This is a genomic window from Roseivirga thermotolerans (genome assembly GCF_014653175.1).
Lineage (GTDB): Bacteria > Bacteroidota > Bacteroidia > Cytophagales > Cyclobacteriaceae > Roseivirga > Roseivirga thermotolerans.
Window position 1 is genome coordinate 58,451 of the sequence record NZ_BNAG01000004.1, and the last position, 15,285, is coordinate 73,735.

Below are 15,285 nucleotides of genomic sequence, written 5' to 3' on the forward strand. Positions count from 1 at the left end.
GACAATCTATTTTTCATATTTTAACCAAACATTCAATCCAAGAAACTATGAAAAGATTAGTGCTTACCTTTTGTTTGGTATGGTTGGTTTTTGATCAGGCCCGGGCTCAGGGGACTATGCTGCTCCGAGAACCCACCATATCCGATACGCATATTGCATTTGTTTATGCCAACGACTTATGGATTGTTGGTATGGATGGTGGCCAGGCCAGCAGGCTTACCTCCAATATTGGAGGAGAAACTAACCCTCACTTTTCTCCCGATGGTAAACTAATTGCCTTTTCAGGGCAGTACGATGGCAATCAGGATGTCTACGTAATTCCTGCACAGGGGGGAGAGCCCAAACGCCTGACATGGCACCCTTCGGCTGATAACGTAACAGGGTGGACCCCAGAAGGAGAGGTGCTTTTTACTTCTGGCAGAAAGGGGCATCCGACTAAGGAATCTAAGTTTTTTGCCGTTTCACCGGAGGGTGGCCACCCGCGTGAATTGCCCATACCCAGAGCAGTAGATGGAGAAATATCGGCTGATGGCCGGTGGATTGCTTACCAACAGATTTCTTTTTGGGATCCTGAGTGGAGAAATCACCGCGGAGGGCAGGCCAAGCCTATATGGATTGTTGACCTAAAGAACTATGACCTTAAAATGACTCCGCAACCGGATAGCGAAAGACACACCAGCCCTGTATGGTTAAACGGAGAAGTCTATTACCTATCCGAAAGAGACTTTGCCAACAACATTTGGAAATTCAACCCCAAGACGGGAGAAGAAAAGCAACTGACCTTTCATACCGATTTCGATGTGAAAAACCTGGATGCCGGTGGCAACCGAATTGTTTATGAACAAGGTGGGAGACTTCATTTACTCAATCCGGCTACCGGAACCACGAAGGCACTCGAAATTCATGTGGCCGGAGATATGAATTGGGGACGTCCCCGATGGGTAGAAGCGAGTGCTTTCGACCTTCAAAATGCTCAAATATCACCCACAGGTCAGCGGGCTATCTTTGAGTTCAGGGGCGATATTATTACGGTACCCAAAGAAGAGGGTACCTGGAGAAACCTGACCAATACGAGTTTGTATGCCGATCGGTCTCCGGTATGGTCGCCCAAGGGAGACAAGGTGGCCTGGTTTACCGATCAGTCGGGAGAGTATCAGTTAATGATTTCAGATCAGAAAGGGTTGCAAAGCCCCAAGCTCATAAGCCTGCCAAACCCTACCTTTTATTTTAAGCCTCAATGGTCGCCCAATGGTCAGTACATAGCCTATACCGATACAGATTATAATATGTGGTATGTGGATGTGGAAACCGGTGAGGCGAGAAAAATTGACACCGACTTGTTTGCTCACCCCAATCGCTCCATGAACCCGGAATGGTCGCCAGATAGTCAATGGATTGCTTATGTGCAGCTTCAGCCTAACCAGTTTAAAGCGGTGAAAGTGTATCATGTGCCTACCGGAAAAACACACTTGCTCACCGATGCCATGGCCGATGCCATATCGCCTGTGTGGGATGCAAGTGGTAAATTCCTCTATTTTCTGGCTTCAACAGACTATGGCCTTAATAGCGGTTGGCTCGATATGAGCTCCTACAACGTACCGTTGAGTTATACGCCTTACCTGATGGTACTTCAAAAAGAAGGTAAATCTCCCTTCTTGCCCAAAAGTGACGAAGAGCCGGAGGGTGATAGCGATAAAAAAGAAGCCAAGGAGAAGGTAGAAGTGAAAATTGACCTTGACGGAATTGCCAGTCGCATTGTAGCGGTAGATGTTCCGGCAAGAAACTACACCGAATTGTTGCCCGGTCCGGAAGGCTACTTCTTTTATATAGAGTCTGTTCCCCAGCAGGGAAACAGGTTACAGCGCTACAGCCTTACTGAACAAAAGGCCATTACCTTCTTATCCGGAATTTCCCAGGGGGTGGTTTCGGCCGATAGAGAAAACTTGCTCTATAGAAGTGGAAGCACCTGGGGCATAGTTTCTACCAAAGGAGGGGAAAAGAAAGTGGGTGATGGACGACTTGATATATCGGGTATACGCATAAAGATAGACCCTACGGAAGAAGCCCGGCAAATCCTGAAAGAGGGTTGGAGATTTATGCGCGACTTTCTTTATGTAGACAATACCCACGGTGCTCCCTGGGACGATGTATGGAAGTGGTACGCCCCTTGGGTAGAGCATGTGAGGCATCGTTCTGACCTTAACTACATAGTTGACATTATAAGCGGAGAAATTGCCGTGGGTCACTCTTATGTGTCGGGTGGAGACTATCCTGACCTAACCAGTGACAGGGTTGGACTTTTAGGAGCCGATATAGTGCGCGATCGACATGGCTTTAAAATTGAAAAAATATATACCGGTGAAAGCTGGAACCCTAACCTGACAGCTCCGTTAGCAATGCCCGGTATAGAGATTAAGGAGGGAGACTATATTTTACAGGTCAATGGTCAGGATGTTTCTTTGAAACAGAACTTCTTCAGTTACTTTGAAGGACTTGCCAACCGGCAGTTGACTTTGCTGGTAAATGATAAGCCCACAAAAGATGGAGCTCGCACAGTTTTGGTACAGGCTATAAGCAATGAAAATGGCCTGCGCCAGTTCGACTGGATTGAGGGCAACAGAAGGCTGGTTGATGAACTATCGGGAGGCAAGTTGGCCTATGTATATGTACCCAATACCAGTAATCCTGGTTATACATATTTTAACAGATATTACTTTGCTCAACAACACAAGAAAGGGGCTGTAATTGACGAACGGAACAATGGTGGAGGTTCCGCAGCCGACTATATGGTAGATGTAATGGCTCGTGAGTTGCATGGCTATTTCAATAGCAGGGTAGAGGGTAACACCCCCTTCCCATCGCCCGGAGCTGGTATTTGGGGACCAAAGGTTATGATTATCAATGAGAGGGCTGGATCGGGTGGAGATTTACTGCCCTTTATGTTCCGCCAAATGAAGATAGGCCCGCTGGTGGGTACCCGAACCTGGGGTGGGCTGGTTGGCACCTGGGATACACCACGGTTCATTGACAACGGACGTATGGTAGCTCCCCGCGGAGGTTTCTACAATACTGAGGGAGAGTGGGATGTAGAGGGAGTAGGAGTAGCTCCTGATATTTATGTGGAACAACTGCCTAAATTGGTTATTGACGGAAAAGACCCGCAGCTGGAAGCCGCAGTAAAAGAAGCTCTTAGGCTCTTAGAAACAGAGGGTGTAATCCTGAAGCCCGAGCCACCGGCTCCGGTTCGCTGGAAAAGACCTCTTAAAAAAGGAAACTAAAACCTGATTTCGAAAGAAAGACCTTCATGCGTTGGGAGCCGCTTTAGAGTGGCTTTCAACTGCATGACCATGAGCTTAATAATACGCATTCCCATACTTCCTGTGGCCCCACTTTGGCCACTTCCTTTAATGCCAGGGCCAAAATCGGAGTATTCAATAATGGTTAGGTTGTTTTCCTTTCTACACTGAATAACAATGCCCTTTTCTAAGGACTGTGGAGTAGAGTGTTTTATGGAGTTAGTGATGAGTTCATTAAAAATGAGAGCCAAAGGTATGGCCTTGTCTATGGGTAGAAAAAGTGCCTTGCACCGAATGGTAAACGGCATGTGGCCATTGCCTTTCTTTAAGCTATTAAACACCAGAGGGACCAACTCTTCCAGGTAGTCCTGAAAATTAATATTCTTAGAGCTATTAATGCCATACAGCTTTTCATGGACAATGGCCATGGTTTGAATACGATTTCTTAAAGCCGTGTATAACTCATTGTTTCCGTCAGGGTCTTCTTCTTGCTGCAGGTAAATGAGGCCCGAGAGAACCATCAAGTTGTTTTTTACCCTATGGTTGAGTTCCCTGTAAAGCAACTCTTTCTCTTCCAGCGAATGAGATAGCTGTTCGTTGGTACTTTCAATAGCCGCCTGTTGTAAGTTGAGCTGTTGGTTTTTTCTTCGTACCCGTAAAAAAAGCAGCACCACAGTGAGGGTAGAAGCTCCTAAAAGAACACTACTCACCACGGTGTATGCTAGTGCCCTTTCGTTGGCCTCGGCCTTAATTTGTGCCTCTTTAAGGGCCTTTTCGGCCAGCTCTTTGTCGTGAACGGCCTGTAGCTCTTCTACATCTATGGCATATTGGTCGTTCATTAGTTGAACTTTGGAGAGATACGATTTTCGCGATAAGTCATAAGCCTCTTTGTAACGCCCAAACCCATAGAGAATGGTCATTTTAAGAAGGTATAAATCTTCCAATACACCATGCCAGTTATTGGTTTCGGCCAGTTCAATAATGGGAGCTGCTTCTTCCAATGCTTTGTCAAAATAGCCTCTTCGGGCATAGTAGGTGGTTAGATTGTGAATTACCGTAGCTACATCGCGCATGCGGTTGCTTTCTTCCAGTATTTCCAGTGCCTTCTTATAATAGGAGATAACCTTTTCTTCATTGTCAAATTCCGTATGACCGTAAGTAAATCCTAACTCATTGTAAATCAGTGCTTCGGTGTAGCTTGAGCATTCTGTGTTGCTAATTTCAAGAGCCTTGTTACAGAAGAAAACAATATTGTCTGTATTGGGCTGAAACTGTGTTTCGCAGGCAGCCCTTCGGCTAAACCAATAGGCAATATTGCAAGGGTCTACACCTCCCTGAGCAATAATTTCTTCGGCATAACCGAGGTGTTTAAACGCCAGCTCTTTCAGGTTTCTGGCTCTGTAAAACTCGGCAAGGAGAGTCTCCGTTTTTGCTATGTTGTTCATGTCGTTTTGCTTGGTGTAGTAATCGAGCATGGCCAACAGGTCTTCCAGCGACTTGCTAAATCGCTGCAGCACTTTATTCATAAAAGACCGCGATTCCAACATGACCATTCGCAGTGAATCATTCGATTGAATCACCGCAGAAGTATCTAGTATCTGATAATAATTCGAGGCTTCTTTGTAGTTGCCGTAGTCAGTGAGCTCAATAGCCCTCTCCAGATTTTTTAGAGTTTTTTCAGTTTCAGTATTACTTTCAATTATTTCTTTTCTCAGTGACTCCTCTTGAGTGTTTGAATTGTAATTCGTTGATATAGATGATGTTAGTGTAGTGAGTGTGAAAATAGAGGGAAGTATTAAATAGAACTTTTTAAAGTTTAAGTAGGTGGTAATTTTTCTCTTATTATGGGCTTTCATAGGGCAAATGTGCTGGCAGACTGAAATGTAAAAAAAGAAATTATATTTACTTCTATCAACCAAAACACTGTAATGGCTGCTGGCATGAGCATCACTCTTGTAGAGGATGAGATTATCATAGCTGAATATCTTCGGAGCATTCTGGAAAAGAAAGGGCACGAGGTAAATGTGCTTTTCTCCGGCAATGACGACTTCGCGAAGCATCTGGAAGACTACAAGCCCGATTTGGTATTTCTCGATATCAACCTGGATTCCGAAAAGAGTGGTATAGATTTGGCTGGTATGTGCCAGCAGAGGGGTGTTCCGTTTATATACCTTACCTCATACTCCGATACCAAAACCATTGAAAGCGCCATGCGCTTCGACCCGGTTGCTTACATACTCAAACCTTTTACCGAAGAGGAGGTACATAAAACCCTCAACATTGCCCGCATAAAACTGGCCAAGAGTAAAGGAAACTTCTTGAAGCTAAAAGATGGCTATAACCTTATTAAGATTAGGCATCAGGACATTATGTGGTTAAAGGCCGACAACGTGTATACTGAAATAAAGACTGAGCAAAAAAAGTATGTACACCGTATTGGTCTATCTGAGATTAATGAATTACTTCCGGAAGAGACCTTTTTAAGAGTTCATCGATCGTACATAGTAAATATGGGAATGGTGGACGGAGTAGGGAGTGATCATCTGGAATTGAAGGGAGAAAAGATTCCTATCGGCCGATCGAAAAAGGCCGAAATATTTACACGTTTCAATCAATAGCTCCTTTCTCGACAATGTAGTTCACATACAAACATCGGTAGTTCACAACAACAAATCCTTTCTACACAATAATATAGGCTAGATTTATTCTTGCTTCGCCTGAGCACTCGTAGTGGCCCTTCTGTCTCTACTTCAGATGTAATTCATCGCAACCAAAACATGTAGTATATGAACTCTCCCTTATCACTAAGGAGGGCGAACCGTGCTTGCACACAGGCATCGGATCATCGCTTTACTTATTTTTTACGAGGTGTATTGGGCATTTTTTCTCTTATGCTCATCTCCATTTCCACCCAAGCTCAAGAAGACAACTGGACCCTGCTCAAAGAAAGTGACGGGGTAAAAGTGTTTTATCAGCCAGAGGCTTGTCAGAGCCAGTCGGTTCCTGATCCGCTTCAGGCCGCAACCATCGGGTTTGGCCATCAGACACTGAAGCTGAAGTTTGTCAACTCCAACAGCTCCAACAGATCGGTAACTTTTTCTAAAGTGACTAAAAACAGCAGTAATGAACTGCATTCATTGAGTCTGGCACCGGGCACAACCCTTCTCGATAAATGTGACGAAGCACCCAGGATAATCCTGAATCAGCAAAAGGACGATGACTATCCCGTGGCTTTTTCGGATTACATCAAAGCATTTGAACTGACCATTAACAACTAAGGCCATGAAAAGAATTATACAACTGAATCTAATTCTGCTGATGATTTGCTCATCGGCTTTATACGTTAATGGACAAACTACCTTCCCAATTCTTCCGGGTTCTGTCATGTCTGACTCAGACGATAATGCAGTACTCAGAGGTTGGCTGGACGACCTGGGTATAGCACCCTCCGGTACACTGCTCTACAGAAGATCTCGTGATGGGGCCAACTCGACTGTTTTCCACAACAGGGTAGACGGTCAGGGGCCTACTCTGGTGATTTTTAAACTGAACAATGGAACCGTTTTTGGAGGCTACTCTCCAGAATCATGGTCTAGTTCGTCCGGTGGCTACCGGCACAATCAAGATGCTTTTCTCTTCAACCTGACTACCAACCAACGGGCGAGTACCTATTACCCGCAGTACAGCATCTATACTTCCAGCTCTTATGGTCCGACTTTTGGCGGAGGGCACGATATTTTTATTAACAGCACCATGGATGGTGGTTACTTCAATGTGCATAGCTATAACTCTGTAGACGGAAGTGGCTACAGGTCTTCAACTGCACTAAAAGCACTTACCGGTATTAATACTTCCAGCACATATTATAGCTTTTCAAGTGGGTTAATTACCGAAATTGAAGTGTACAAGGTTGAATTCAATAGCTCCGGCCCCATCATACAAGGGCAGGATATAGTGGTTCAGCTAGACGAGAATGGACAAGCTACCATTAGTGCTGAAGACATTGACAATGGAACAACTGACCCTGATGGACCGGTAACTCTTTCCATCGATGTGAATACATTCAATTGCGATAATCTGGGTGGAAACTCCAGCGCCATTAACATGGAAAGCTTAGGCTTTGTCTCCAGAAATGTATACTCACATGGTGGAGGGTACAACCCTCATACCAATGAGTTTTGGTATCCGGGATGGTCTAATAGTACGGTTTACAGGCTCAATCCAAGCGGTAACTTGTTAGGCACCTTTAATTCTGGCCAGACTCAGATGATGCAACTTTGGATGGATCTGAACAGTGAAGATTACTATACTGCCAACTGGAGTTATAATACCATTACAAGACGATCCGGCACCTCTACGGTATGGACATACAATATGGGTAGAACAGCCTCCTGTGTAACTACAGATGCTGATTATGTCTATGCCTATGGCGTGTGGGAAAACGTGATTCGAGTGCTCAACAAACAGACCGGACAATTTATAAGAAACATTAACCTTCCCGGTACTATCTATACCTGGGGAACAATGGCCGTAGCCAACGGATACATCTATATTGGAGGTAGAGCTAACGGATGGTCAGACTTCCCAAACAACTATCAATACCTGCACCAGTTAGATATGGATGGCAACTATATCACCTCCATTTATACAGGAAGAAATCCGTACAGCATGGCCTTCGATGGAGAGGTAATGTGGATTGATCAGTTGAGCAACAACCCCGTAGGTATTAAAATTGCCAATGGCAATGCGTATGAAGGAGGGGGAGGAAGCAATGCCGTAACCCTTACAGCTACCGACCCGTTGGGTAACTACAGAACACAAACCTTTTCAGTAACTGTAGAAGACAATATTGCGCCAACCATTCAACTCAATGGAGCCTCATCGGTGTTTATAGCGACTGGCGAAACATTCAACGACCCGGGAGCAACAGCTTCCGACAATTGTTCTGCCGAAGTTGAAGTTAGCGGTTCGGTCGATACCAACACCCCCGGTTCTTATACACTCAGTTATAAGGCCATTGATGGCTCAGGCAATGAGTCTGCTGTCGTAACCAGAACTGTGGAAGTGGGAGAGCCCATAACCATTACTCCCTGGAGAATCTCCGATGAGTCTGACGATATAGTTTCAGGAATCTCTCAAGGGTTCAGGGGAGACCCCAATGCCTATCAGTACGCTAATATTCCCCCCACAAGTGACCTCTCATGGCAGGTAGCTCCGCTCGATGGTTCAGGAAATATTCTCTTTGGGAGTGGCAACTCCTCAAAACTTGGGGGGTACCCATGTGGCACAGCACTTGACTTTACCTACTTTGAAACCTTTGTAGATATACCGGCCGATATTCAGGTGAATGAACTCACCGTTACTTTTGGCCAGGTAGATGACGGAGTAAGAGCCTACATCTTTAACTCCGCGTACCCCAATGGCACGTATAGAGGAGAGCTGTATGGAGGAACCAATTTCAGTCAAGATTACAGCGATTTGGCAGTGCCCGGAGAATTGAACAGAATTGTCATTGTTCAGTTCGATGATTGCGCTGTAGGAAACAACCTAAGAGATGCCAATATTACCATAAACGGATCGCCTGTTCCGGTAAACAACAGCGCACCTCCCGTAGCCATAGCTCAGGACATTACGGTGGCACTCGGAGATGACGGTACCTTTAATCTGCAACCATCTCATGTGGATAACGGAAGTTTCTCTACCCTTGCCGGGCCCGTAACCCTGACTTTAGATCAAACCTATACCTTCTCTTGTGCCGATAATGGCACAACCACTGCTGTAATCCTGACCGCTACCGATACAAACGGGGAGCAAGCCAGTACAACAGCAAATGTGACCATCAATGGTGGGCTAGATACAGATTTGGATGGTATTCCAAACAGTTGTGACCTGGATGATGACAATGACGGAATACTCGACACCGTAGAGTGTTCTTCATCAGTATTCCACTGGTCCAATGCCCCTACATGGAGTTCAGGCCATGGACCAACCGTTGGCCGATCGGCCAGGGGTACCATAAACGGTATTGGTTATACCTATACCTCCAATGTAAACTTCAGACTTACAGGCAATTTGTTTGGCCACCAGAAGTTTCCGAGCGAATTAGAAATACCAAACCAAACTTCTATTCGAAACGATTATGCCTCTCAGAATACACTGACCTTCGATGAACCCATGACCAACCCGGTTCTCGTCTTTGCTTCTATTGGAGGAGGCCCTACCGTAACTATACAGTTCGAAGATGACTTTGATATTCTTTGGATTGAAAGCAACACCACCTCTTATAACGCCCAGGCCAGAACGGTTACGGGTAAAGAAGGCAACGTAGTTATCCGTTTTAACGGAACCTTTAATGAACTCAACTTCGACTACCTCAATGACGAGACATATGTGAACTTTGCTTTTGGGGCAGACTTCTTCTCCCTTTGCGACTTCGATCTAGATGGAATTACCAATAACCTGGACCTGGATTCTGACGGTGATGGTTGTGCCGACTCTGTAGAAGGAGGTCTTGGTTTAGGGCTAGATGCCATTAATGCCGATGGAACACTTTCCGGTTCGGTAGACTCTAATGGAGTTCCACTTTCGGCCAATGGTGGGCAAGGAGTAGGAACCAGCGCCAGTGCCTCAGCAACCTGTGAGTGCGAATTGGGTATAGACCAAACTGCTCCCAATGTGGTGGGTAAAAATATTTCAGTGACGTTAACTTCTTCAGGTACCGTTTCCATTTCACCTCAAGATGTACTAGACAGCGGATCTGATAACTGTAACCCGGTTACCTATACCCTGAGTCAGGATACCTTTGGAGCCAATGATGCTTCGAATAGCCCGGTTACTGTGCAGCTTACCGGTACAGACCCGGGTGGAAATGCCACCACAGTCGATGTTCAGGTGACAGTTATAGACCCTGTGCCGGTGGTCATTACTAGAAATATTACCGTATTCCTCGATGCCAGCGGACAAGTGACCATTGCCCCCGAAGATGTAGACAATGGGTCAAGCTCGGTGGTAGGACTATCAGGGCTATCGTTAGATGTTAGCTCATTCGATTGCTCCAATGTGGGGAACAATACAGTGACACTTACAGCTACTTCTACTTTAGGAAGTCAGGCTTCAGGAACAGCCAATGTATTTGTTGCCGATGAAATAGCCCCGACTATTACGGTTCAAAACGCTACCGTACAGCTCGATCAGAATGGCTTCGGAAGTATTCAACTTTCGGATATACTTACTTCGGCTACAGATAATTGTGGCATAGCCAGTCAAACAGCAACCGATTTGTCTTTCGATTGTACAGAAGTTGGAGACAATACAGTTACGGTAACAGTCACTGACGTGAATGGTAGAGTTACCCAACGTGATGTTACGGTAACCGTGCTCGATGTGTTGCCAATAATTGCCGAAGAAGACAACTTTACACTGGATTCATGTCAGCCGATTACGTTTACCGTAGCCGATTTGTTAGGTAATGATTCTGACCCTTATGGAGAAACACTTAAGGTAGACTTTGTGGGGCAGCCCAGCAGCGGAAGTATAGTAGACAATGGCAATGGCACCTTTACATATACTCCCGGTCAGTCTACCAACCACACGGCCACAGCCGAGTATATTGTGAAGAGAGATGATGGTACGGTTGTGTTCTCTGGTAACGGACACTTCTATGAGTTTGTAACAGCTCCGGGCATCACATGGTCCGATGCTAAGGTGGCCGCTGAGGCCAGAACTTACAACGGTCAGCAAGGATACCTGGTAACCATTACCAGTGCAGCCGAAAATGACTTTGCCAAATCTAAACTGCAAGGTCAGGGCTGGATTGGCGCCAACGACTCGCAAGTGGAAGGAGAGTGGCGTTGGGTGACCGGCCCTGAAGCCGGTACCTTGTTCTACCGTAGATCTACCGGGCCGGTAAACGGAGCCTATCATAACTGGGCCGGAGGAGAACCAAACGATTACAGAGCCGGAGGATTCTTTGTGAATGGTGAAGATGTGGCTCACTTCCTTTCAGATGGAAGATGGAACGATTACCCGAACAATGTAGGAACAGCTATTGCCGGATATGTGGTAGAATATGGCGGTAATGCAGGAGACTGCGATATTCAGTCGGCCGCCACTGGCACCATTACCTTCGAACTAAACGATGCGGTTGCTCCGATAGCACTTGCGCAAGACCTTACGGTAGACCTTGCCAATGGAGGAGCTCTTATTACTCCACAACAAGTGAATGCGGGCTCAAGTGATGCCTGTGGTATACAGAGCCTGTCTCTAGACAAAGAATTCTTCACTTGTCAGGATCTTGGACAAAATACGGTAACTCTTACAGTAACCGATGTGAACGGTAATTCCACCTCAACCACAGCGGTGGTTACGGTAAGAGACGTAACTATGCCATACCTGAATGTGATTAATAGAACCTTTGGCCTCGATGAAAACGGAGAGGTAAACATTACACCGCAAACCATGTACAACTCGTCTAATGACGATTGTGGAGGACCGGTAGTGGTGACCATCGACAAGAGTAGTTTCGACTGTTCCAATATTGGCGATAACATCATCACCGTGACCTCAACAGATGAGAGCGGAAACCAAAACATTCAGCAGGCCATACTTACCATAGTAGATGCAGCTGAGCCGGAAGTTGTGGTGAGAGATTACCTCTTGGTAGAACTTGACGAAAACGGAAATGCCAGCATTACACCGGCCGATTTAGACCTGGGAAGTAATGATAATTGTGGTATCGATCGACTGGAAATCAGCCAGTCTACCTTTACGTGTGCCGATGTAGGAACCCTGGTGGTTACTACAAGAGCCTATGATGTGAATGGTAATATGGATGTAAACAGAGGCCAAACGCTGGTTGAGGTGAGAGACGTTACCAACCCGATTGTACAGGTCAATGACATAACCGTTCAGTTAAACAGTCAGGGTGTGGCCACCATTACCCCTCAGCAAATTGATAATGGTTCTGCCGATGCTTGTGGTATTGCTACGTTGGCCCTTGATAAAACCAATTTCGATTGTTCCAATGTTGGGGCCAATACGGTTACCCTTACCGTTACCGATGTAAATGGCAATGCAAGCACCGCTACTGCTACTGTAATAGTAGAAGATAATATTGCTCCGGTGGTAATTACTCAAGACGTCACAGTGGAGCTCGATGCCAACGGTACGGCTTCAATAACTACTGCGCTCATAGATAATGGTTCGAGTGATGCCTGTGGTATTGCTACAATGACGCTCGATAAAACAAGCTTCGACTGCTCCAATGTGGGAAGCAACACGGTTACACTCACCGTTACCGATACTAACGGCAACATGAGTACTGCCACGGCCACCGTTAGCGTGGTAGACGTAATTGCTCCAACAGTGTTTACTCAGAATCTAACAGTTTATCTAGATGAAAATGGAGAAGCCGGTATTACTCCAGAAGGAGTAGACAACGGAAGTTTCGACAACTGCTCATTTACCCTGAGCCTTGATAAGCTAAGCTTTGACTGTAGCAATGTAGGAGAAAACACTGTGAGCCTTACAGCCACCGATGCCTCCGGAAACACCACCACCGCTCAAGCTATCATAACAGTAATAGATAACATTCTGCCTACCGTTGTTCCGCAACACATTGATGTGTTCCTCGATGAGCAGGGAGCAGCCTCTATTGTGGTGGCCGATGTTGATGGAGGTACCTTCGATAACTGTGGAATTGCCTCGCTTACTATCGATACGTCTGGTTTTGGTTGTGAAGACCTGGGGCAAAACAATGTGACCCTCACTGCAACCGATGTAAATGGCAATGTCAATACCGGAATAGCTATTGTCACAGTGATTGACAACATAGCACCAACGGTAAATGCCAATGATATAGCCCTGGAATTGGATGAAAACGGTCAGGCCAGCTTTACTGCCGAAGACGTACTCATCTATTCAGAAGATGATATCGAAAGACCTACCGAGTGTGACGTAACCGATGCCACAGACCACGGTATGTTCCTTAAAAAGTATGTTCCGGGCAATGCCGGCAATGCACCAATTGTGGGTATTAATACCGATAATGTGCTCAATGGACAGGCTTCGCACTCAAGCTCCTGGAACAAATGGAAGAAGAAGTGGAAAGGTAAAAACGGTAGTGATGATGACGATGACGACAAGGGCGATGATGACGATGACAAAGGTGGAGATAGTGATGATGACGATGGAGGGAAACCAAAAGTAAAAGACGCTCGATTCACATTTACTTCGGCAGGAGTGCTTACCAGACAACTCGATGGTACAGCCACTGTAACAGGAGTATTGCAAAACCTGAACGATGCTACCGACCAATGGGAAGTAACTCTAAACCTGAGCCAGGGATATAACTGGCAGGAGTGGAGAGCCATGGGCAAAACATTCAAAGGCGACTGGTGGACTGTGTGGGATAAGTACAAAGATTGGACCTACTTTGAACTTCTTTCTGGCCAGTTGGTAGGGCAAGGAAGAAATACCGGAGAGGTGATGCCTCTTGAAAATGGAAACGATAAATTCGGATTCCAGCTTGGAGATGGGGCCAACGACAAAGATGCTGATTATGGCATGTCGGGATGGATTAACTATACCAATCTCAAAGGCGAAAAGCAACGTGGTGATTTCAACTTCGATATAGCCAACTGTGGTCTGGTGCCGGTTCCTGACGGAACAGTATACACCAGCGACAATTGTAGCATTGCCTCAACGGCAGTAGATGTATCAGACTTTACCTGCCTGCAGTTGGGCACCAACACGGTCAACGTTTCTGTCACAGATCAAAGTGGTAACACTACCACAGTTCCAATAACAGTTACTATAAACGATTATATAGCTCCGGTGGCTGTGTCGCAAAACATAACCGTTGGTTTAGGAGCCGATGGCACCGTGGTGGTAGATCCGGCCTTGCTCGATGGAGGCAGTACCGATAATACAGATTGTCCGCTTACCTTTAGTATAGACAGAGACACCTTTAGCTGTGACGATGTGGGCAAAGGAACCTACTATTACGAAGCTACTGAAGGCGACAGTCATAAGAACAAAAAAGGTAAAGGCCATAACTATGGCGATGATGATGACGACAATGATCCGGGCAACGGATATGCCTGGGGCCATAAGAAAGGCACAAAGAAGAAAGGACATAAGGTAACCCTTACTGTTACTGATGCTGCCGGTAATTCTTCCAGTACCATGGCCTACATCACTATAGTAGATGATCTCGCGCCCGTGTTCTCTTCAGAGCCTGCCACAATTGTAGTGTACAATGAGGAGTACAGAAAAGGACGGAAGGTATATACCAAAGAACACACAGAGTATCTGAAAGAAAAGGACGTGGAGCCTTTGGTGTCTGACAACTGTGGTGTATACAAAATCTACTTCGACAAGAAACGATTTGGTGTGGCCGATGCCGGAATGAATCAGGTGGCTGTAGCCGCCAAAGATAAGGCAGGCAATATAGGATATGGCCAAATCAATGTAGAAGTGATTGATATTTCTAACCTGGGTAAGTACATAGAAATGTGCTACAAAGGCAGAAAGCTAGTGGTTAAGCGCAACAAGGTGCAAGACATGATAAGAAGAGGCGCTACTCTGGGAGCTTGTGACTCCGGAAATATAATGACAGCCAGTGAGTTTACGCTGGGTGAGCCGGCTCAAGAAGAGCTATTTGTGCCGGAACTCAAACTGGAAAGTTATCCTAACCCGACCAGAGGCGTTACAACGTTTAAAATTTCCAGCAACGTAAGTGGTTCGGCCCGTATGGCGCTGCTTTCTACTTCTGGCATAGAACTGGAAGAAGTATTCTCCGGTGAACTCGAAGCCAATACGGAGGTAGAAGTAGGCTACGATGCCGGGCAACTGCCAAGTGGAATGTATATAGTAAGACTGGTGACGGCCGGTCAGGTAAGAAATCTGAAGTTGATGGTTGAGAAGTAACTGTCATACTACAGTGTTTAGGTGAAAAAGAGCCCCGATGGTAACATTGGGGCTACTTTAT

At 45.9% G+C, this 15,285-nt stretch carries 5 protein-coding genes; 4 read left to right on the forward strand and 1 reads right to left on the reverse strand.

The window, feature by feature from the left end; translation table 11 throughout:
* Positions 1-47: 47 nt before the first annotated feature.
* A complete protein-coding gene (locus IE164_RS14040) occupies positions 48-3,278 on the forward strand; it encodes a S41 family peptidase (protein ID WP_189630885.1) in 3,231 nt (1,076 codons plus the stop codon).
* On the opposite strand, the gene IE164_RS14045 is transcribed toward IE164_RS14040, so the two are convergent.
* Positions 3,275-5,152 (reverse strand): sensor histidine kinase, encoded by a 1,878-nt coding sequence (locus IE164_RS14045; RefSeq protein ID WP_189630886.1) that lies wholly within the window; start codon positions 5,150-5,152, stop codon positions 3,275-3,277. The genes IE164_RS14040 and IE164_RS14045 overlap by 4 nt on opposite strands.
* Before the next feature lie 84 nt (positions 5,153-5,236).
* On the opposite strand from IE164_RS14045, the gene IE164_RS14050 reads away from it, so the two are divergent.
* The 3 genes from IE164_RS14050 to IE164_RS14060 all read left to right on the forward strand — a co-directional run bounded on the left by IE164_RS14050 (position 5,237) and on the right by IE164_RS14060 (position 15,224).
* Positions 5,237-5,914 carry a LytR/AlgR family response regulator transcription factor gene (locus IE164_RS14050; protein WP_189630887.1) on the forward strand — a complete coding sequence of 226 codons (678 nt, stop codon included), beginning with the start codon at positions 5,237-5,239 and terminating at the stop codon, positions 5,912-5,914.
* Between the two features lie 168 nt (positions 5,915-6,082).
* The gene (locus tag IE164_RS14055) at positions 6,083-6,574 is read left to right on the forward strand and encodes a hypothetical protein (RefSeq protein ID WP_189630888.1); all 492 of its coding nucleotides are present in this window, start codon (positions 6,083-6,085) and stop codon (positions 6,572-6,574) included.
* Between the two features lie 4 nt (positions 6,575-6,578).
* On the forward strand, positions 6,579-15,224 hold the full coding sequence (locus IE164_RS14060; protein ID WP_189630889.1) for a TLD domain-containing protein: 8,646 nt from the start codon (positions 6,579-6,581) through the stop codon (positions 15,222-15,224).
* The last annotated feature ends 61 nt before the right edge of the window (positions 15,225-15,285 follow it).